General features: G+C 72.0%; 17 protein-coding genes. 6 read left to right on the top strand and 11 right to left on the bottom strand.

The window, feature by feature from the left end:
• Window position 1: 1 nt before the first annotated feature.
• A complete protein-coding gene (locus AQI70_RS24385; RefSeq protein WP_062153584.1) occupies window positions 2-982 on the bottom strand; it encodes a hypothetical protein in 981 nt (326 codons plus the stop codon).
• A gap of 82 nt (window positions 983-1064) precedes the next feature.
• Here AQI70_RS24385 and AQI70_RS24380 point away from each other — a divergent pair, with 82 nt between their 5' ends.
• Entirely contained in the window at window positions 1065-1721 is a 657-nt protein-coding gene (locus AQI70_RS24380; protein WP_244181824.1) for a flavin reductase family protein, read from the top strand.
• 84 nt (window positions 1722-1805) lie between these two features.
• Here the strand turns inward: AQI70_RS24380 and AQI70_RS24375 are convergent, their stop codons facing one another.
• Both AQI70_RS24375 and AQI70_RS24370 read right to left on the bottom strand, forming a co-directional pair.
• Window positions 1806-2549 carry an LUD domain-containing protein gene (locus AQI70_RS24375; RefSeq protein ID WP_244181823.1) on the bottom strand — a complete coding sequence of 248 codons (744 nt, stop codon included), beginning with the start codon at window positions 2547-2549 and terminating at the stop codon, window positions 1806-1808.
• On the bottom strand, window positions 2480-3793 hold the full coding sequence (locus AQI70_RS24370) for an MFS transporter (RefSeq protein ID WP_062153580.1): 1314 nt from the start codon (window positions 3791-3793) through the stop codon (window positions 2480-2482). Before AQI70_RS24370 ends, AQI70_RS24375 begins: the two co-directional genes overlap by 70 nt.
• Before the next feature lie 71 nt (window positions 3794-3864).
• Here AQI70_RS24370 and AQI70_RS24365 point away from each other — a divergent pair, with 71 nt between their 5' ends.
• On the top strand, window positions 3865-4953 hold the full coding sequence (locus AQI70_RS24365) for a GlxA family transcriptional regulator (RefSeq protein WP_079051455.1): 1089 nt from the start codon (window positions 3865-3867) through the stop codon (window positions 4951-4953).
• 199 nt (window positions 4954-5152) lie between these two features.
• On the opposite strand, the gene AQI70_RS24360 is transcribed toward AQI70_RS24365, so the two are convergent.
• The 3 genes from AQI70_RS24360 to AQI70_RS24350 all read right to left on the bottom strand — a co-directional run bounded on the left by AQI70_RS24360 (window position 5153) and on the right by AQI70_RS24350 (window position 8407).
• On the bottom strand, window positions 5153-6202 hold the full coding sequence (locus AQI70_RS24360) for a Zn-dependent alcohol dehydrogenase (RefSeq protein ID WP_062153578.1): 1050 nt from the start codon (window positions 6200-6202) through the stop codon (window positions 5153-5155).
• A 12-nt stretch (window positions 6203-6214) separates the two neighbouring features.
• Window positions 6215-7360, bottom strand: coding sequence for an acyl-CoA dehydrogenase family protein (locus AQI70_RS24355; RefSeq protein WP_062153576.1), 1146 nt, complete (start codon window positions 7358-7360; stop codon window positions 6215-6217).
• A 135-nt stretch (window positions 7361-7495) separates the two neighbouring features.
• On the bottom strand, window positions 7496-8407 hold the full coding sequence (locus AQI70_RS24350; protein ID WP_062153573.1) for an SDR family NAD(P)-dependent oxidoreductase: 912 nt from the start codon (window positions 8405-8407) through the stop codon (window positions 7496-7498).
• Window positions 8408-8491: 84 nt separating this feature from the next.
• Here AQI70_RS24350 and AQI70_RS24345 point away from each other — a divergent pair, with 84 nt between their 5' ends.
• Complete coding sequence (locus tag AQI70_RS24345; RefSeq protein WP_062153572.1) at window positions 8492-9418, top strand: cyclase family protein; 927 nt, start codon at window positions 8492-8494, stop codon at window positions 9416-9418.
• 402 nt (window positions 9419-9820) lie between these two features.
• On the opposite strand, the gene AQI70_RS24340 is transcribed toward AQI70_RS24345, so the two are convergent.
• The 3 genes from AQI70_RS24340 to AQI70_RS24330 form a co-directional block, all read right to left on the bottom strand.
• A complete protein-coding gene (locus tag AQI70_RS24340) occupies window positions 9821-10282 on the bottom strand; it encodes an ATP-binding protein (protein ID WP_062153570.1) in 462 nt (153 codons plus the stop codon).
• Between the two features lie 508 nt (window positions 10283-10790).
• Window positions 10791-11666, bottom strand: coding sequence for an acyl-CoA dehydrogenase family protein (locus tag AQI70_RS24335; RefSeq protein ID WP_062153568.1), 876 nt, complete (start codon window positions 11664-11666; stop codon window positions 10791-10793).
• A 3-nt stretch (window positions 11667-11669) separates the two neighbouring features.
• Window positions 11670-12803, bottom strand: coding sequence for an acyl-CoA dehydrogenase (locus tag AQI70_RS24330; RefSeq protein ID WP_062153566.1), 1134 nt, complete (start codon window positions 12801-12803; stop codon window positions 11670-11672).
• 155 nt (window positions 12804-12958) lie between these two features.
• Here AQI70_RS24330 and AQI70_RS24325 point away from each other — a divergent pair, with 155 nt between their 5' ends.
• Entirely contained in the window at window positions 12959-14464 is a 1506-nt protein-coding gene (locus AQI70_RS24325; protein ID WP_062153564.1) for a class I adenylate-forming enzyme family protein, read from the top strand.
• An 18-nt stretch (window positions 14465-14482) separates the two neighbouring features.
• Here AQI70_RS24325 and AQI70_RS24320 read toward each other — a convergent pair whose 3' ends face one another.
• Window positions 14483-14995 (bottom strand): EF-hand domain-containing protein, encoded by a 513-nt coding sequence (locus AQI70_RS24320; protein ID WP_062153563.1) that lies wholly within the window; start codon window positions 14993-14995, stop codon window positions 14483-14485.
• 152 nt (window positions 14996-15147) lie between these two features.
• Entirely contained in the window at window positions 15148-15528 is a 381-nt protein-coding gene (locus AQI70_RS24315; protein WP_062153561.1) for an STAS domain-containing protein, read from the bottom strand.
• A 344-nt stretch (window positions 15529-15872) separates the two neighbouring features.
• Between AQI70_RS24315 and AQI70_RS24310 the strand changes: the two genes are divergently transcribed.
• The gene (locus tag AQI70_RS24310) at window positions 15873-16457 is read left to right on the top strand and encodes a sigma-70 family RNA polymerase sigma factor (protein WP_062153560.1); all 585 of its coding nucleotides are present in this window, start codon (window positions 15873-15875) and stop codon (window positions 16455-16457) included.
• Between the two features lie 173 nt (window positions 16458-16630).
• Window positions 16631-17905, top strand: a complete 1275-nt coding sequence (locus tag AQI70_RS24305; protein WP_244181842.1) for a zf-HC2 domain-containing protein — start codon at window positions 16631-16633, stop codon at window positions 17903-17905.
• Window positions 17906-17932 lie beyond the last annotated feature (27 nt).

The following is a 17932-nucleotide window of genomic DNA, read 5'->3' as shown; positions in this document are numbered from 1 at the left end:
CTCAGGAGTCCCGCTTCAGGATCCGCAGCTCCGCCGCGTCCGGGTCACCGAACAGCACAAACAGCTCGGGCTTGGCGGCGGTGCCGCCGATCATCCAGTACGTGTCGTCCCCACAGCCACCGCGCAGGCGTACGAGGACGCCGTCCCGTTCGCTGTCGCCGTCCGGATCGTCCCTGCGGAGGTCCCAGCTGCCGGTGCCGTCGCAGCGGGTGAAGACCGGGTTCGGCGGATCCGCCGAGTCGTCGTAGTACTCCGGCTGCGACGGCACCTTCGTCAGCTCGGCATGCCCGTCCGGACGCAGCCGCAACACCGCGCCGTGGTCACCGCGCCAGTCACCGGCGAGCTGCTCGGCGGACAGCACAGGGGGCTCGTAGTCCTTGACCAGCCCGGTGACCGTGGCCAGCACCCCACCGACGAAGACCAGCAGGAACAGCCCGACCGACGCGATCAGCGAAGGCAGCCACGCCCCCCACGGCCGTCCCGTGATCCGTCTGCGCCTGCGCAGGTACGCGAGGCCGAGCACGGGCAGGACACCGAGGGCCGCGAACAGTGGTGCCGTGACGCCGAACGTCCAGCCGTACAGCAGGGCGGTGAGTCCCGCCCAACCCACGCCGAGCAGTGCCGTGCACACCAGGTGCCAGGCCCATCTCGGCCCGCGCGCGTGGCGCACGGCGGCGCGCGCGAGGAAGTCCGCCGGCATGATGTGGACGATCGCGTGCACGAGGCCGACAACCGGCAGCACCAGTGGCGCGATGACGAGGAGACAGGCGAGGCCGAAAAGGACGAAAAAGCCGTACACGCTGGTGCCGTAGTCGTCGCCCAGCTGGTTCCCGATCCACCAGATCAGACCGATCGCCGGAAGCTGGAACGCGGACGCCGCGGCAGCCGCGTTCAGATCGGCGTACGGCCGGCCCGGGCCGTCGGGTCTGTCACCCTCCCGGCCGCCCGAACCGTCACCCCGCCCTGTGCTTTCCCGCCCCATACGCGCAGGGTACGCCGGGGTTTGCGGCCTTCCCGCACACCCCTTCCAATCTGACATACCGTCAGCTTCAATGGGTGCCGTGATGGGACACGCAGGAATGGCGGCCGCCGCCGTCCGCTACCTCAGGTCGGCCGACACGCCGCCCGTGGCAGCGGTACCGCGCCCGGCGCTGCGGTGCGTCGGCGAGGACGAGCGGGCGCCGGTCGGACAGGCCGAGTTCCGGCGGGTGCTCGGGAACTTCGCGACGGGCGTGGCCGTTGTCACGGCACCGGCCACCGACGACGACCCTCAGGCCCCCGCCCCCGCCGGTTTCGCCTGCCAGTCCTTCTCCTCCCTCTCCCTCGACCCGCCCCTGGTCGCCTTCATGGTCGGCCGTACGTCCACGACATGGCCGCGCATCGCCCGCGCGGGCGTCTTCTGCGTCAACGTCCTGAGCGCCGGCCAGGGCGAGCTGTGCCGCGCCTTCGCGGTGAGCGGCGCCGACAAGTTCGCGGGCGTCAGCTACGACGCGGCCCCCGCGTCCGGCTCCCCGCGCCTCGCGGGCACGCTCGCGTGGATCGACTGCACGATCCACGCGGTGCACACGGGCGGCGACCACCTCATCGTCGTAGGACATGTGGACGCCCTGGGCGCGAACGACGCCGACGAGCCACCGCTGCTGTTCCACAAGGGACGGTTCCTCCAGGCCGCCCCCATCACGCGTGGGCCGTTGCCGTTCTCACCCGGCTCCGGCGCCTGATCGCCCAGCCCCCCCCCGGAGTACTGGGCGCGGCAGCACCCGCACAGGGGCGGGCACGTTCCGACGCCCGCACCGCGCGGGAAGTCAGAATCCGATGGCCTCGCGCAGCAGCAGGACGGTGGCGCGCCCGGGCTGCGGCTCGGCGTTGAGGACAAGTAGACGGTTGACCGCGCTCGGCTGCCCGTAGACCGCCTGGGCGCGCGCGGTCTCCAACGGAAGGGCGTGCTCTTCGACCCGGCGCAGTGCGGTGCTCAGGTCGGGCACCACCTTCTGCGCCCCGACGACCCAGATCGCCCTCGCGGCGCCGCCGGCGGAGGCGGGCAGCTGGCTGCCGCTGCCCGAGGCGATGACGAGCGAGCCGGTTTCGGTGACGGCCGCGACGCGGGCAACGAGGACATCGGGGGTGGCCATCAGCCGGCGGATCTCGTCGAACTCCGTGGCGCGGTCCATCTTCAGCACGCGCGGCCGGATGGCCTGGTAGCGGTCGCCCGTTTCGATGTCCTGCGCGATGCCGGAGAGCCGGAGCGTCTCACTGGCCCCGGTGAACACGCCTGCGCCCTCCGGTATCAGATCCTTGATGCGGGCGCGGGCCGCTGCGGCGTCGTCGAGCAGTTCTGCGGTGAAGCCGTTCGCCCGCAGCGCCGCGATCGCCCGGTCCAGTTGTTCGGCGGACGCCGGTGCGCTGAAGTCGTCGGCCTGAGCGTCGCGGCCGGGCGCCGAACCCGCCAGCGGGGTGGTGTCGGCGTCCGGCCCGCCCTCTAGGCCGCCATCGTCACAGGAGCCGTCCGCCGCCGGATCACCAGCGCCATCAGCGCCGCCGCCGCGCACAGCGCCCCCGACGCGTACCAGACCATGTCGTACGTACCGAAGACGTCCCGCGCGACCCCGCCGAGGAAGGCCACCAGCGCGGCGCCGACCTGGTGGGAGGCGAGGACCCAGCCGAAGACGATCGCGCTGTCGTCGCCGTAGTGCTCCCGGCACAGGGCCATGGTGGGCGGCACCGTGGCGACCCAGTCGAGGCCGTAGAGGACGACGAAGAACACCATCGGCAGGTGGACGCCGGAGGAGACGAGGGCGAGCAGCATCGGCAGGAAGAGCAGCGATACGCCGCGGAAGGCGTAGTACACGGCCAGCAGGCGGCGCGACTCGAAGCGGTCGGTCAGCCAGCCGGAGGCGATCGTGCCGAGGACGTCGAAGACGCCGATGACCGCGAGCAGCGAGGCGGCAGCCGTGACGGGCATGCCGTGGTCGTGGGCGGCGGGGATGAAGTGGGTCTGGATCAGGCCGTTCGTCGAGGCGCCGCAGATCGCGAAGGTGCCGGCGAGGAGCCAGAACGGGCCGGTGCGCATCGCCGACAGGAGCACCCTCACCGCGCGGCGCGCGGCCCCCGGCACGGGCGCCGGCTTCGGCACGAACTCCTTCGCTCCGTACGGCTTCAGCCCCACGTCCGCCGGGTGGTCGCGCAGCAGCAGCCATACGAAGGGGACGACGACCAGCGCCGCGAGCGCCACCGTGACCGCGGCCGGGCGCCACTGGTACTCGGAGACGATCCAGGACAGCAGGGGGAGGAAGATCAGCTGGCCGGAGGCGGAGGCCGCCGTGAGGATGCCGGACACCAGTCCGCGGCGTTCGGTGAACCAGCGGTTGGTGACCGTGGCCGCGAAGGCCAGCGCCATCGAACCGGCGCCGAGGCCCACGAGCAGCCCCCAGCAGAGCATCAGCTGCCAGGCCGACGTCATCCACACGGTGGACCCGGAACCGAGCGCGATCACCGTCAGGGCGACCGCGACCACGCGCCGGATGCCGAAGCGGTCCATCAGCGCGGCCGCGAAGGGCGCCGTGAGCCCGTAGAGGGCCAGGTTGATCGAGACCGCCGCGCTGATCGTGCCGCGCGACCAGTCGAACTCCTGGTGCAGGGGGTCGATCAGCAGACCGGGCAGCGAACGGAAGGCGGCTGCGCCGATGATCGTCACGAAGGTGACGGCGGCGACGAACCAGGCACGGTGGATGCGATGTCGCTGTGCGGGCGGGGTTGCTGCTACGGCGGCTGCGGCGTCGGTTGTCTGCGTCACGTCAACGAGCTTCAGCCTTGCGCGAGCTCGGATCCACTGGCCCGAAGGACATCATTCGCTAGGATCGGGCCATGGACACGGAGCGGACCACGGATACGGATCGTGCCACGGACACGGCCACCGGCGCGGCGCGCGCCCAGCAGGAACCCTTCCGTCCGCACCGTGTCGCCGTCCTCGCCCTGGACGGCCTCCTCCCCTTCGAACTCGGCATCCCGCACCGCATCTTCGGCCGCCCCAAGGACGCGCGGGGGCGGCACCTGTACGAGGTCGTGACCTGCTCGATCCGGCCGCCGGGCCCGGTCGAGACCGACGCCGACTTCGCCATCCACGTCGCCAACGGCCCGGAGACCCTGGCCACCGCCGACACCGTGATCGTCCCGGCGTCCTACGAACTCGGCCCGGTCTTCGACGAGGGCGTCCTGACCGACGAACTGGCCGCCGCGCTCGCGCACATCCGCCCCGGCACCCGGCTCGCCTCCATCTGCACCGGCGTCTACGTCCTCGCCGCCGCCGGCCACCTCGACGGCCGCCCGGCCACCACGCACTGGGCCGACGCCGAGCGTTTCCAGCGGCTGTTCCCGAGGATCAAGGTCGACGCGGACGTCCTGTTCATCGACGACGGCGACGTGCTCACCTCGGCCGGGGTCGCCGCGGGGATCGACCTGTGCCTGCACATGGTCCGCCGCGACCACGGCACGGCGATCGCCAACGACGTGGCCCGCCGCACGGTCGTACCGCCCCACCGGGACGGCGGCCAGGCCCAGTACATCCACCGCCCGGTCCCCGATCCGCAGCAGGCGTCCACGACCACGGCCCGCGCCTGGGCCCTGGGCCGCCTGCACGAGCCGATCCAGCTGCGGGACATGGCCGACCAGGAGGCCATGTCGGTCCGCACCTTCACCCGCCGCTTCCGCGAGGAGGTCGGCATCAGCCCCGGCCAGTGGCTCACCCAGCAGCGCGTCGAACGCGCCCGCCACCTCCTGGAGTCCACCGACCTCTCCGTGGACCAGGTGGCCAGGGACGCCGGCTTCGGCACGGCCCAGTCGATGCGCCAGCACCTGCAGGCCGCACTCGGGGTCACGCCGACCACCTATCGGCGTACCTTCCGCATCGGCGGCGACGGCTCCGGGCACCACCGGGACGCCGACGCCCACGCCTGACACCCGCCTGCCCACACCTGACCCCGGTTGCCCACACCTGACCCCCTGCCCACACCTGACCCCCGCTTGCCCACACCCGCCGGCAGCGCTCCGGCCGCCGTTCCCGACACCGCGCTCCCGACACCGCGCACCCGGCACTCGCGACCGCGTCCCCGCCCCCACGCCCGTCCCGTCCCGGTCCCCGTCCGGGCCGCAGCGCTCAGAACGTCAGCACCCCGCGCGCCACCCGCCCCGCCTCCGCGTCCGCCCGGGCCTTCTCGAAGTCCTCCACCGGATACGTCGCCGTCACCAGTTCGTCCAGCAGCAACCGCCCCGCACGGTACAGCTCGGCATACAGCGCGATGTCGCGCTGGGGCCGCGACGACCCGTACCGGCACCCGAGGATCGACTTGTCCAGGTACATCGAGGAGACGCGGAAGGACGCCTCGGCCGTGGCCGCCGGCACTCCGAGAAGCACCGCCTGCCCGTGCCGGTCGAGCAGATCGACGGCAGCCCGGATCAACTCGACGCGCCCCACGCACTCGAAGGCGTGGTCCGCCCCCTCGGGCAGCAGCTCCCGCACCCCCTCCACCGAGGTCAGGAAGTCGGTCGCCCCGAACTGCCGCGCCACCGCCTCCTTCGCCGGATTGGCGTCCACGGCCACGATCCGCAGCGCCCCCGCGATCCGAGCCCCCTGGATGACGTTGAGCCCGATCCCGCCCGCGCCGATCACGACCACCCGGTCCCCGCGGTCGACCCGCGCCCGGTTCAGCACGGCACCCACCCCGGTCAGCACCCCGCATCCGATCAACGCGGCGGACGGCAGGGGGATGTCCTCCGGCACGCGCACCGCCTGGACCGCCTTCACCACGGTCCGTTCGGCGAAGGCGGAGTTGGACGCGAACTGGTACACCGCCTGCCCGCCCCGCCGGAACGGCCGCCCCGGCCGCCCGATCGCCTGCCGGCACATCGTCGGCCGTCCCCGGTCGCACTCGGCGCACGCACCGCAGTTGGCGAGCGTGGACAGGGCGACATGGTCCCCGGGCCCGACATGGGTGACCCCGGCGCCCACGGCCTCCACCACCCCCGCCCCCTCATGGCCCAGCACCACAGGAACGGGGAAAGGTATGGTCCCGTCCACCACAGACAGATCGCTGTGGCACAGCCCGGCCGCCGAAATCGCGACCAGCACCTCCCCGGGCCCCGGATCCCGCACCTCCAGATCGTCCACGACCTGGACCTGCTGCCCGTCGAAGACCACGCCTCGCATCACACCGCCCCCTCAACCTCTCGGCTCTCTCGGCAGACCGAGCACGCGCTCGGCGATGATCGTGCGCTGAACCTGGTCGGACCCGCCGTAGATGGTGTCGGCCCGGGAGAACAGGAACAGATGCTGCACCTCGTCGAGTTCGTACGGCGCCGAGGGCGACCACTCGGCCGGCCCGACCGCCGCCGCCGCGCCCCGCACCCGCAGCGCCAGCTCCCCGAGCCGCTGATGCCAGCCGCCCCACAACAGCTTGGCCACGCTGGGCGCCCCCACGTGCCCCGAACTGCCCAGCGTCCGCAGGGCGTTCCACCGCATGACCCGCAGCTCGGCCCACTGCCGCACCACCAGCTCACGTACGACGGGATCACCGACCGCCCCCGTCTCCACGGCCGTCCGCACGACCCGCTCCAGCTCCGCGGCGAACCCCACCTGCTGGGCAAGCGTCGACACCCCCCGCTCGAACCCGAGCAGGCTCATCGCGACCCGCCAGCCGCCGCCCTCTCCCCCGACGACGTGCTCCGCACGCGCGCGTGCCCCGTCGAAGAACACCTCGTTGAAGTCGCTGGTCCCGGTCATCTGCCGAATGGGCCGCACCTCGATGCGCCCCGGCTGGTCCATGGGCACGAGGAGGAAGGTCAGCCCGTGATGACGGGTCGAGTCCGGATCCGTACGGGCGAGCACGAAGCACCAGTCGGCCTCATGGGCGAGGGAGGTCCAGATCTTCTGCCCGGTGACCCGGTAGGTCCCGTCCGCACCGAGTTCGGCCTTCGTCCGCACCCCGGCGAGATCCGACCCCGCACCGGGTTCGCTGTACCCCTGGCACCACAGCTCGTCCCCGGCGGCGATCGGCGGCAGGAACCGGGCCTTCTGGTCCTCGCTGCCGTGGGCGATGAGGGTGGGCGCGAGCAGCTTCTCCCCGATGTGCCCGGAGCGAGGCGGCGCGCCCGACCGGGCGTACTCCTCGGCCCAGACGACCTGCTGGGTGAGGGTGGCGCTGCGATTGCCGTAACCGGCCTCGGACCAACCCAGCCCGATCCACCCGGCTTTACCGAGGGTGCGTTCCCAGGTACGACGATCCTGAGCGTCCTTGGCATGCTCGCCGAGCCAAGCCCGCGCTTCCACACGGAACGCCTCATCCTCCGCCGTGAACCCGAAGTCCATGGGGTCTCCTTGTCATCACCGGGTGGCACAGCGTCCCGTCAGGGGCGCGGGGCTGTGTCGATATGCGGCTCCGCCGCGTGGGGGCGACCAGCCACCGACAACCGCGCTCGCCGTACGACCGTCCGTCCCGAGCTGTCAGGCGTTCGGCCGTTCCTTCCGTGCCGCAGCCCGAGCCATCGCCTCCACCCGCTCCGACATCGGCATCGGATCCACCCCCACCGACCCGGGCAGAACCTCCGCGATCCGCTCCGGCGTCCAGGGCCCCTCGGCATACACGGCACGCAGCTCACGCGGCTGCGCCCATACCGCGATCTTCGGTCCGGCAGCGGTGTACACCTGCCCGGTGACCCCCTGCTCCCGAGCCGCGTCCGACAGCAGATAGACCACCAGGGCCGCCACATCCTCCGGCTCCCCGATCTCCGTCAGCTCCATGGGAACGTTCGCCGACATCCGCGTACGGGCGACCGGCGCCACCGCGTTGGCGGTCACCCCGTACCGGCTCAGGCCCAGCGCGGCGCTCCGCACCAGCGAGATGACCCCGCCCTTCGCCGCGCTGTAGTTGGCCTGCGAGACCGACCCCTGGTGGTTGCCGCTGGTGAACCCGATCAGGGTCCCCGCCCGCTGCTCGCGCATCACCGCGGAGGCGGCCCGGAACACCGTGAACGTCCCCTTCAGATGGGTGGCGACGACGGGGTCCCACTCCTCCTCGGTCATGTTGAACAGCATCCGCTCCCGCAGGATCCCGGCGACGCAGACGACCCCGTCGAGCCGCCCGTAGGCCGACACGGCCGCGTCCACGACCCGCTGCCCACCCGCCATCGTGGACACGTCGTCGGCCACGGCGACCGCTTCCCCGCCCGCCGCCTCGATCTCCTTGACCACCGCCTCGGCGACCTCACTCGTGGGCGAGACACCGTCCACGGACACCCCGTAGTCGTTGACGACCACCCGCGCGCCCTCGGCCGCGGCCGCCAGCGCCACCGCCCGCCCGATCCCCCGCCCGGCACCCGTCACGGCGACGACCCTGCCTGCCAAGAAGTTCCCCACACCCGGCCCCTTCCCGCGGTTTCTGACGGGCCGTTAGATTTTATGACCCGTCAGACGCACGGACACAAGCCCCGGGGAGGACTCATGTCGCTGCCGGACGAGTTCCACGAGATCGCCAAGCGCGTGAACAACTGGGGCCGCTGGGGGGCCGACGACGAGATCGGCACCCTCAACCTGATCACCGACGAGGTCGTGCGCGAGGCGGCCGCCTGCGTCCGCACCGGCCGCCGCGTCCCCCTCGCGCTCCCCCTCCAGCACGACGGCGTACAGACCGGTCTGATCCCCGGGCGCGTCAACCCCCTGCACGCCATGGTGCAGATCAACCAGGAGCTCTTCGGTCCGGGAACCGTCGCGTGCAGCGACGACGCCGTGACCATGGGCCTGCAGGCGGCCACCCACTGGGACGCGCTCACCCATGTCTCGCATTCGGGCCGGATCTACAACGGCCGCCCGGCCGGCACCATCACCGCGCACGGCGGCGCCGAGTTCAGCGGCATCGACAAGGCGCGGCACGTCGTCTCGCGCGGGGTGCTGCTGGACGTGGCACGCGCGCGTGGCGTCACCCGGCTCGACGGCGGGCACGCGGTCACGCCGGAGGACCTGGAGGCCGCCGAGGAGCTGGCGGGTACGCACGTGCGCGCCGGCGACATCGTGCTCGTCCGGACTGGACAGATCCAGGTCTATCTCGCCGGCGACAAGCACGCGTACGGCTATCCCTCACCCGGGCTGTCGATCCGCACGCCGGAGTGGTTCCACGCGCGCGATGTGGCGGCCGTCGCCAACGACACGCTCACATTTGAGATATTTCCGCCGGAGACAGAGGATTTGTGGCTGCCTGTGCACGCGCTCGATCTGGTGGAAATGGGGATGCTCCAGGGCCAGAACTGGAATCTCGAAAAGTTGTCCACAGCCTGTGGACAAGAAGGCCGCTACGCGTTCCTGCTGTCGGCGATGCCCGAGCCCTTCGTGGGCGGCACCGGGACTCCCGTCGCACCCGTGGCCCTGCTCTGACAAGCCGGCTGGCGGCGCGGCTCCCCCACTACCGGCTGCGCTCAAGCGGGAGATGCCCCGTCCGCTCCGAGCGCGGCGCCGCGCGCCGCCATCCGACTCCGGCGTACCCGCCCCGGCTTCTCCAGACCCCGAGAGAAACCGACGCCGAATCACGACCCACACTCGGCGAGGGCTTCCGTCACCGAACCCCTCGTCGTCCCCTCGCGGCGAATCGCTGACCACAAGCGTGATCAACCGGACACGCGGCGTCAACACCCACTCGGGGATTTGTTACTTAAGCCCTATTTGCAGCAGGCGCGCACAGAAGCATGCCCGGGCGCATCGATGTCGGCCCGAGCGGCAGGGACAGCGCTTTCTGCAACCGTGCACCGAACCCGGCGCAGTTGCCGCGCCGTGCGCCCGTCACACCGCTTCGTACGCCAGCCCCTCGTACGCCGACACCCCGGACCCGCAGACCGAAGCGGACCCGGCCGCCTGCGCACTCCGGTCCAGTTCGCACCAGATCCGCTTGCCGGCACCCTCCGCGCTCCAGCCCCACCGGTCCGCGAGACCGTCGACGAGGGCCAGTCCGCGACCCCCCGTCGCGTCACCGTCGGCACAGCGGGGCACCGGCGCGCGGTCACTGCGGTCGGCCACCTCCAGCCGTACGGTGGCGGACCCTTGCGCGGCCCCTGGCAGGGACAGCCGCAGTACGGCCGGACAGCCGGTGTGCACCACGGCGTTGGTGACCAGTTCCGAGACGAGCAGGATCAGCGTCTCGGCGAGCGGCTCGTCGGCCCCTATCCCGGACCCGGCGAGCCGCGAGCGGGCCCACCGCCGGGCTCGCCCCACCTCAGCGGGGTCGGGCCGGATCTCCAGCTGCACTTGAAGCACCTGCACCGCTCACACCATCCGAACCGGCGGACACATAGCCCCGCGCCTCACGAGGGCCACGATCCTAGCCATTCTTTTCATGGCCAGAACAATGGCCAGAGCCAGGGTCACAGAACGTGAATCCCTTAGCTGACAGCATGGTTGACGTACAGTCACCCCAACAAGCGCTTCGGGCATATTCCAGCGCGAAGGAGTACCCGTGCGGCATACTGTGCGACGCTTGTCGTGGAGAGTCGAACAGGCGGGGGCAGAACGCCCTCCCGCCTTGCGAGCAGCGGCGCGCACCGCCGGATCCGGAGCCGCCTCAAGGGCAACTCCGGCATGGCTCGTACTCGGAACCACTCGCATCTCACACAAGGTACCGGAGCGGGCCGCCGACTCCAGGCCGTGACGAGTCACGCGTAGGACACAACCCGATATCAACGCTCCGTAATTCCGGTATGCCACAATCCGCGACATCCGCGCGAGACCGGTCGGCGACACCGCAGACCAGAGGCTTTCAGCTCAACTGGGCGAGAAGTTCGGCGGCCAGATTCTCCTCACTCTGCGTAGCGTCACCCGTACGGTGTGTCCGCACCCATGTGCGTTTCAGATGCAGATGGACCTCGAACTCCCAGGTGAATCCCATGCCGCCGTGCACCTGGAGGCAGTCACGGGCGCCGCGTACGGCGGCCTCGTCGGCGAGCAGCCGGGCGGTGTCGATGTCGGCCGGGTCGGCGGTGACGGCCGCCGCGTACACGGCGGCACGGGCCGTCTCGGTGCGCACCAGCATCTCCGCGCACAGATGCTTCACCGCCTGGAAGGCACCGATCGGCTGCCCGAACTGCTCGCGCGCCCGGGCGTGTTGCACGGCCAGCTCGCACGCGCGTGTGGCGCTGCCGAGCTGTTCGGCGGCGGTGAGGAGCACGGCGACGGGGTCCACGCCGCCGGCCACGGGGACCCGGTGGAGAGGCGTCAGCGGGTCGACCGACCGCAGCGGGACAGCCCGCGCCGCGTTCCCCCGTACGACGTCCGCCTCTGCGAGCCACTCCACCAGCCCGTTGCCGACGGCGGCCACGACCGCCTCCCCGGTGGCCGCGCCGGGGACCCGCCCCGCCGCGAGATGCGTGGCCACCAAGGGCCCGGGCAACAGCGCGCGCCCCGCCTCCTCGAAGGCCAACACCGCCTCGGGCAGCCCGAGTCCGACTCCGCCCTCGGCCTCCGGCAGCCGCAGCGCGAAGAACCCGGCCGAGCCGAGCTCCCGCCACAGCGCCCGGTCGAGGCGGCCGGGTGCGTCGACGGCGGCCCGCAGCGCCTCCCGGCCGAAGCGCCGCGCCAGCAGCTCCCGCACGCCGTCCCGCAACGCCCGCTGGTCCTCGGTCAGTTGGAAACGCATCCGTCACCGCCCCTTCGGCAGCCCGAGAATCCGCTCGGCCACGATGTTCCGCTGGATCTGCGAGGTGCCGGCGGCGATGGTGTACGACAGGGAGGACAGCCGGTCGAGCACCCAGGGGCGGTCGAGGTCCAGCGCCTCCGGTCCGAGGACGTCGGCCCCCGCGTCGTAGAGCTCCTGACGGGCGTGCGAAAACCTCAGTTTGAAAACCGAACTCCCGACTCCCGGCACTCCGCCGGTCAGCTCGGCCTCACTCACGTTCCACTGCGTCAGCCGCCACAGCGCCCGGAACTCCGCGTTCAGCCGCCCGAGCCTGCGCCGGAGCACCGGATCGTCCCAGCGTCCGTTCCTGTGTGCCTCAGCGGCGAGTTCGCGCAGTACGCGCCGGCACGCGACCACCTCGCCCACGAAGGCCGTGCCGCGCTCGAAGGACAGGGTCACCATCGTCACGCGCCAGCCGTCGTTCTCGTCCCCGACCCGGTTGGCGGCCGGCACCCGCACCTCGTCGAGGAACACCTCGGCGAACTCCGCCGACCCGGCCAGGGTCCTCAGCGGCCGTACGGTGATGCCCGGCGCGTCCATGGGCATGGCCAGCCAGCTGATCCCGCGGTGCTTGGGCGCCTCGGGGTCGGTTCGCACCAACAGCTCGCACCAGTCGGCCACTTCGGCGTGCGAGGTCCAGATCTTGGAACCGCTGACCACATAGTCGTCTCCGTCCCGCCACGCGCGCGTGCGCAGCGCCGCGAGGTCGGACCCGGCGTCCGGTTCGCTGAAGCCCTGGCACCAGACCTCCTCGCCGCGCAGTATCGGCGGCAGCCAGCGCGCCCGCTGCTCGGCGGTTCCCTCGGCGGCTATGGTCGGCCCCGCGTGCAGCAGCCCGACGAAGCCCGCGCCCACATAGGGCGCGCCCGCCTTCTCGGTCTCCTCCAGGAAGATCAGCCGGACGCTCGGCGTCCCGCCCCAGTGCACGTCGGCGTACCCGGCGTCGTACAGCATGCGCTGCCAGCGCAGGTCGTAGGCGCGGCGCCCCGGCCAGTCGTCCGGTGACGGCTTGGGCCCGAGGGTGGGCAGGACCCGGCCCAGCCACTCCCGCAGCCGGGCGCGGAACTCCTCTTCTTCGGGCGTGTACGCCAGATCCACGAGCGGGACCCCCTCCGCCAGAGGCAGAAATCTGATGCCCTGTCAGAAAATCTCGGCCACCGGAAGGCTAGACCCGCACCCCTGGACCGACAAGGCGGCGAGCCCTACGCTCTGGCCACTATCTGACTGACCGTCAGCTGACGCAGGGGGCTGTCATGACCGACACCGCTCACGCCCTGAGTTCCTCGCGCACCCTCTGGGAGCTTCTCGCCCGCCGCGCCGACCGCACCCCCGACCGCCCCGTCCTCCTCCAGGACGACCGCGCACTGAGCTTCGGCGAGCTGCGCGCGCGTGCCGAGCGGGTGGCGGCCGGACTGTACGACATGGGTGTACGGCCCGGAACGGTCGTCGCCTGGCAGCTGCCCACCCGCATCGAGACGGCCCTGCTCTCCTTCGCACTGGCCCGCCTGGGCGCCGTCCAGTCGCCGGTCATCCCGTTCTACCGGGACCGCGAAGTCGGCTTCGCGCTGCGGGAGTCCAAGGCGGAGTTCTTCGCCGTGCCGGGCGAGTGGCGGGGCTTCGACCACACGGAGATGGCACGGCGCCTCGGCGCGAAGGGGATCATCGAGGCGTACGACACCCTGCCCGACGGCGATCCGACGCTGCTGCCGCCTCCGCCGGCCGAGGGCACCTCGGTGCGCTGGATCTACTGGACCTCGGGGACGACGTCCGACCCCAAGGGCGTCCTGCACACGGACCGCTCACTGATCGCGGGCGGCTCGTGCCTGGCGCACGCCCTGCGTCCGACAGCCGACGACGTGGGCTCGATCGCCTTCCCGTACGCCCACATAGGCGGCCCGGACTACATGGTGATGCTGCTGCTGTACGGCTTCCCGGCGGTGATGTTCGAGCAGTTCGCGCTGCCCGACGCGCTGGCGGGGTACCGCCGGCACGGCGTGACGATCGCCGGCGGGTCGACGGCGTTCTACTCGATGCTCCTGACGGAGCAGCGCAGGCACCCCGGCAGCGGCAAGGTGATCCCCTCGCTGCGGCTGCTGGCGGGCGGCGGGGCGCCGAAGCCGCCGGAGCTCTATCACGCCGTGGTCCGCGAGATGGACGTGCAGCTCACCCACGGGTACGGCATGACCGAGGTACCGATGATCACGATGGGGGCGCCGGACGACACGGCGGAGAACCTGGCGACGACGGAGGGGCGGCCGCCGGAGGGGATGGAGATACGGATCGTGGACGGCGAGGTGCGACTGCGCGGGGAGGCGGTGTGCCGGGGTTATCTGGATCCGGCGCAGTCGGCGGCGGCCTTCGACGAGGAGGGGTTCCTGCGGACCGGTGACCTCGGCCGTCTGACGGACAGCGGGCATCTGGTGCTGACCGGCCGGCTGAAGGACGTGATCATCCGCAAGGGCGAGAACATCTCGGCGAAGGAGATCGAGGACCTGCTGCACAGGCATCCGGCGGTGGCGGACGTGGCCGTCATAGGGCTGCCGGACGCGGAGCGCGGAGAGCGGGTCTGCGCGGTCGTGGAACAGGCGGCGGGCGCCCGCAGGCCGACCCTGGACGAGCTGACGTCGTATCTGCGCGGGGAAGGGCTGTCGACGCACAAGCTGCCGGAGCAGCTGGAGGTGGTGGACGCCCTTCCCCGCAACGAGACCCTGCGCAAGGTGCTCAAGTACAAGCTCAGGGAGCGCTTCTCGGGGGCGTAGGGGCCGGCGGTGTCCGGGTCACTCGGGGACGGTGAAGTAACGGGCGAACGCGGTCACGATCTCGCTCTCCGCCACCTTGCCGTCGCCGTCGGCGTCGAGGGAGGCGGCGGCCGCCCGGGCGAGGTCCGGCTGCACGCCGAGGCAGCCGAGCACGCGCGCGGTGTCGGCGACCGTGGCCGCTCCGTCGCCGTCGCCGTCGGCCAGGTCGAGGGCGGCGTGCAGGAAGGGGCGGGCGATCTCGGCGAACCGGTCCGGGTTGTCCCGCAGCCGCTTGACCGCGCCGTTCACGAACTCCTCGCGGGTGATGCGCTGGTCACCGTCCCGGTCCGCGATACCGGCCATGCCCTGCCAGAACGCCTCGGCGCCGACGTACAGCGCCTGTCCCTTGTCGGACCGGGCGGCGATGCCGAACTCCGCGAGCAGCCTCTTGGCCGCCGTACTGAAGTCCTCGCGGTCGATGTAGCCGTTGCCGTCCTGGTCGAAGGTGGCGAACCGGGCGGCGATCCTGCGCTCGTACTCGCTGCTGACCATGTCTTATCGGGCCGCCTTACGTCACGTGGGGTGCATCTGGCACGGAGCGTACGACGCCGGGGAGCGTCCGGGCGCGGGAAAGCGGCGGTTGTGCCAAGACCGGGGGAATTCTGGGACAACGGTGTGGCACTACGGAGGGGAATCGGCCCTGTTCAGGCCGACAGCGGGCGCGCGTCCTCCGCCACCGCCGCCGCGACGTCCGGGTAGACCTCGAACAGCCGACGTACCCCCAGGGCGCCCAGGACCCGGTTGACGTGCGATCCCTCCGCCGCGCCGTGGGCCGGAAGTATCAGCCGCAGGCTGCCCTGGCAGGAGCGGATGAGGCGGCGGGCGGCGATGAGCACGCCGACGCCGCTGGAGTCGCAGAACATGACCTCGGAGAGGTCGAGGACGAGGCTGTGGCGGCCCTCGGCCACCTCGTCGTGGATGTGCTGGCGCAGCATCGGCGAGGTCACCAGATCCAGCTCGCCCGCCACCTGGAGCACCGCCCAGTCGCCCCGCTCGCCGCCGGTCACTTTCAACGTCACCACCACGCCCCTCGCTCGCCGAACCGGAAGCGACTCCTACGCTTCCTTGCAGCGCGGCTGCCCAGCGGCTGTTCCCTGAAACACCCTCCGAAAAACGGTCACCGATCAGAAGAGGCTTGTTTCAATCGCATTCGATCCTGTTCGATCGGGTCTGATCGCACGATGGCCGGGTAGCCGAGCAAGCGCAAGGCCGAACGCAGCCACCAACAGGGGTCAAGGTCCACTACCACCCACAGCTCGTCGAGGGGCGCACAATGCGACAAAGGGGCGTGCGCTGTCAGAAGTGCCGACTACATTCGGGGAGTCGGCGGACGCAGGCTGGACAGGGACGGACCGGTGAGGGGGGCCGTATGGCGAAGAACGACGCACCGCCCCGCTGGGACCGCAAGATGCAGCAGCGGCTCGCCCGCGGCGAGGCGGCGGCCCTCGGCGAGCTCTACGACCGGTTCGCCTCGCTCGTGCACGGCCTCGCCCACACCGTGCTGGGCGACGAACGCGCCGCCGACACCCTCACCCGTGACGTCTTCGCCCATGTCTGGGAACACCCGGACACCTACGACCCCAAGCAGGGCCCGCTGCGCTCCTGGGTCGCCACCCTGACCCACCACCTCGCCGTGCAGCGGCTGCGCGCCACCGAGACCGCCGCCCTCGTCCAAGCCGGCCACGGCTCCACCGAGGAACTGGAGCGCAAGGTGCGGCACGCCTCGGTCGCCGCCCGCGCCGACTACATCGTCCAGTCCATGCCCGCCCCGCTGCGCGCCGCCCTGGAGCTGGCCTACTTCCAGCGCCGCGACTACCGCCAGACCGCCGCCGACCTCGGCGTCACCGAGGACGAGGCGCGCCGCCGCCTCCGCCTGGGCCTGCAGCTGCTGTCCACGGCCCACGACGCCTCAACCGCCCCCGGGGCGCCGCCGGGGTACGGGGGTGCGGTGTGAACGAGGCGGAACGGTTCGAGGCGGACGACGAGCACCAGGGGCGGGAAGGACACGGAGAGCAGGAGCCGTACGACAAGTCCTCCCCCGACGAGTACGACGAGTACGACGAGTCCAAGGAGTCCAAGGACAAGGAAGGGCACGGCTCCGCGGACACCGCTCCCGGAGCCGGCGGCATGAACGGCGGCAACGGCGACGCCCGGCACCCCACCCCGGAGCCGGATCCGGACCAGCCGCCCCGCATACCGCTCCCCCGCGCCTCCGTCGAGGACACCGGCCACCCCCTGCCCGCCCTGGAGGGCCTCGGCGACGTGGCGCCGCGCCCGGCTCCGCTCGTCCTGGAGCACCGTGTCCTGAAGTCGCTCCTCGGCGCGTGGGCGCTGGCCGCCTGCTCGCCGGAGGAGACGGCGGCCGTGGAGGAGCACCTCGGCGGCTGCGGGGCCTGCGCGGACGAGGCGCGGCGGCTGCGCGAAGCCGTCGGCCTGCTGCACCCCGCCGAGACCCTCGACCTGAGCCCGTCCCTGCGCGCCCGTGTCCTGGAGGGCTGCCTGGAGCGGCGCCCACCGCGCATTCCGGTGCCCGAGTGGGCGGCGCCGTACGACGCCGAGACGGCCCGCCTCGACGCCCTGCTGCAGGACTTCGGGGACGCCGAGTGGCACGCGCCCGTGCGGCTGCGGTGGTTCCGCAAGGACGAGCCGACGAGCCGTCGTACGACCGTCGCCGGGGTCATCGCGCATCTGCTGACGGTCGACGGGCTGGTAGCCGTCGCGCTGGGCCTGCGGGACCCGATGGGCGACGTGGCCGCGGACCGGCCGACCCCGTCCGCGCGCACGGAGGCGTACTGGCGGGCCTCGCACTTCCCGCCGACGCGTGCCGTGCGGGCGCCCTGGCGGGAGCAGACGCACGACCTGGTCCGCACGGTGTCCTTCACGGGCGGCGGCGCGGGCAACCTGTCCGTGCCGTACGGCGACTTCGAACTGCCCCTGCACGACGCGATGCTGGACCGCGCCTTCGAGTGCTGGGTGCACGCCGAGGACATCGCGGAGGCGGTGGACTACCCGTACGATCCGCCGTCCGGCCGCGATCTGCACCGCATGGTCGACCTGGCGGCCCGCATGCTGCCCACGGTCCTGGCCGCCCGCCGCCGGGCGGGCCTGGCCGCGCCGGCCTCCGGCGCACACCGCCATCTGGTCCCCGCCGGTGAGCCCGGCCGCAGCCTCCGGCTGGAGATCGAGGGTTCGGGCGGCGGCGAGTGGCTGATCCCTCTGGACTCCCCGGCGGCGGTCGGCTCCGCGGAGCACGAGGTGGCCCACATCGCCCTGGACGGCGGCGAGTTCTGCCGCCTGGCCGCGGGCCATGTGTCTCCGACGGAGGCGGCGGCGGGGCAGGTCGGTGACCGGGAGGCGATCAGGGACGTACTGTTCGCCGCGGCGAGCTTGAGCCGGATGTAGGGGTGGCTCGCGGATTCGCGGGCGACT

Origin of the sequence: Streptomyces curacoi (assembly GCF_001513975.1) — a bacterium.
Classification (GTDB): Bacteria; Actinomycetota; Actinomycetes; order Streptomycetales; family Streptomycetaceae; genus Streptomyces; species Streptomyces curacoi.
Note: the sequence above shows the minus strand (reverse complement) of the source record. Positions and strands in the feature narration are given on the sequence as shown.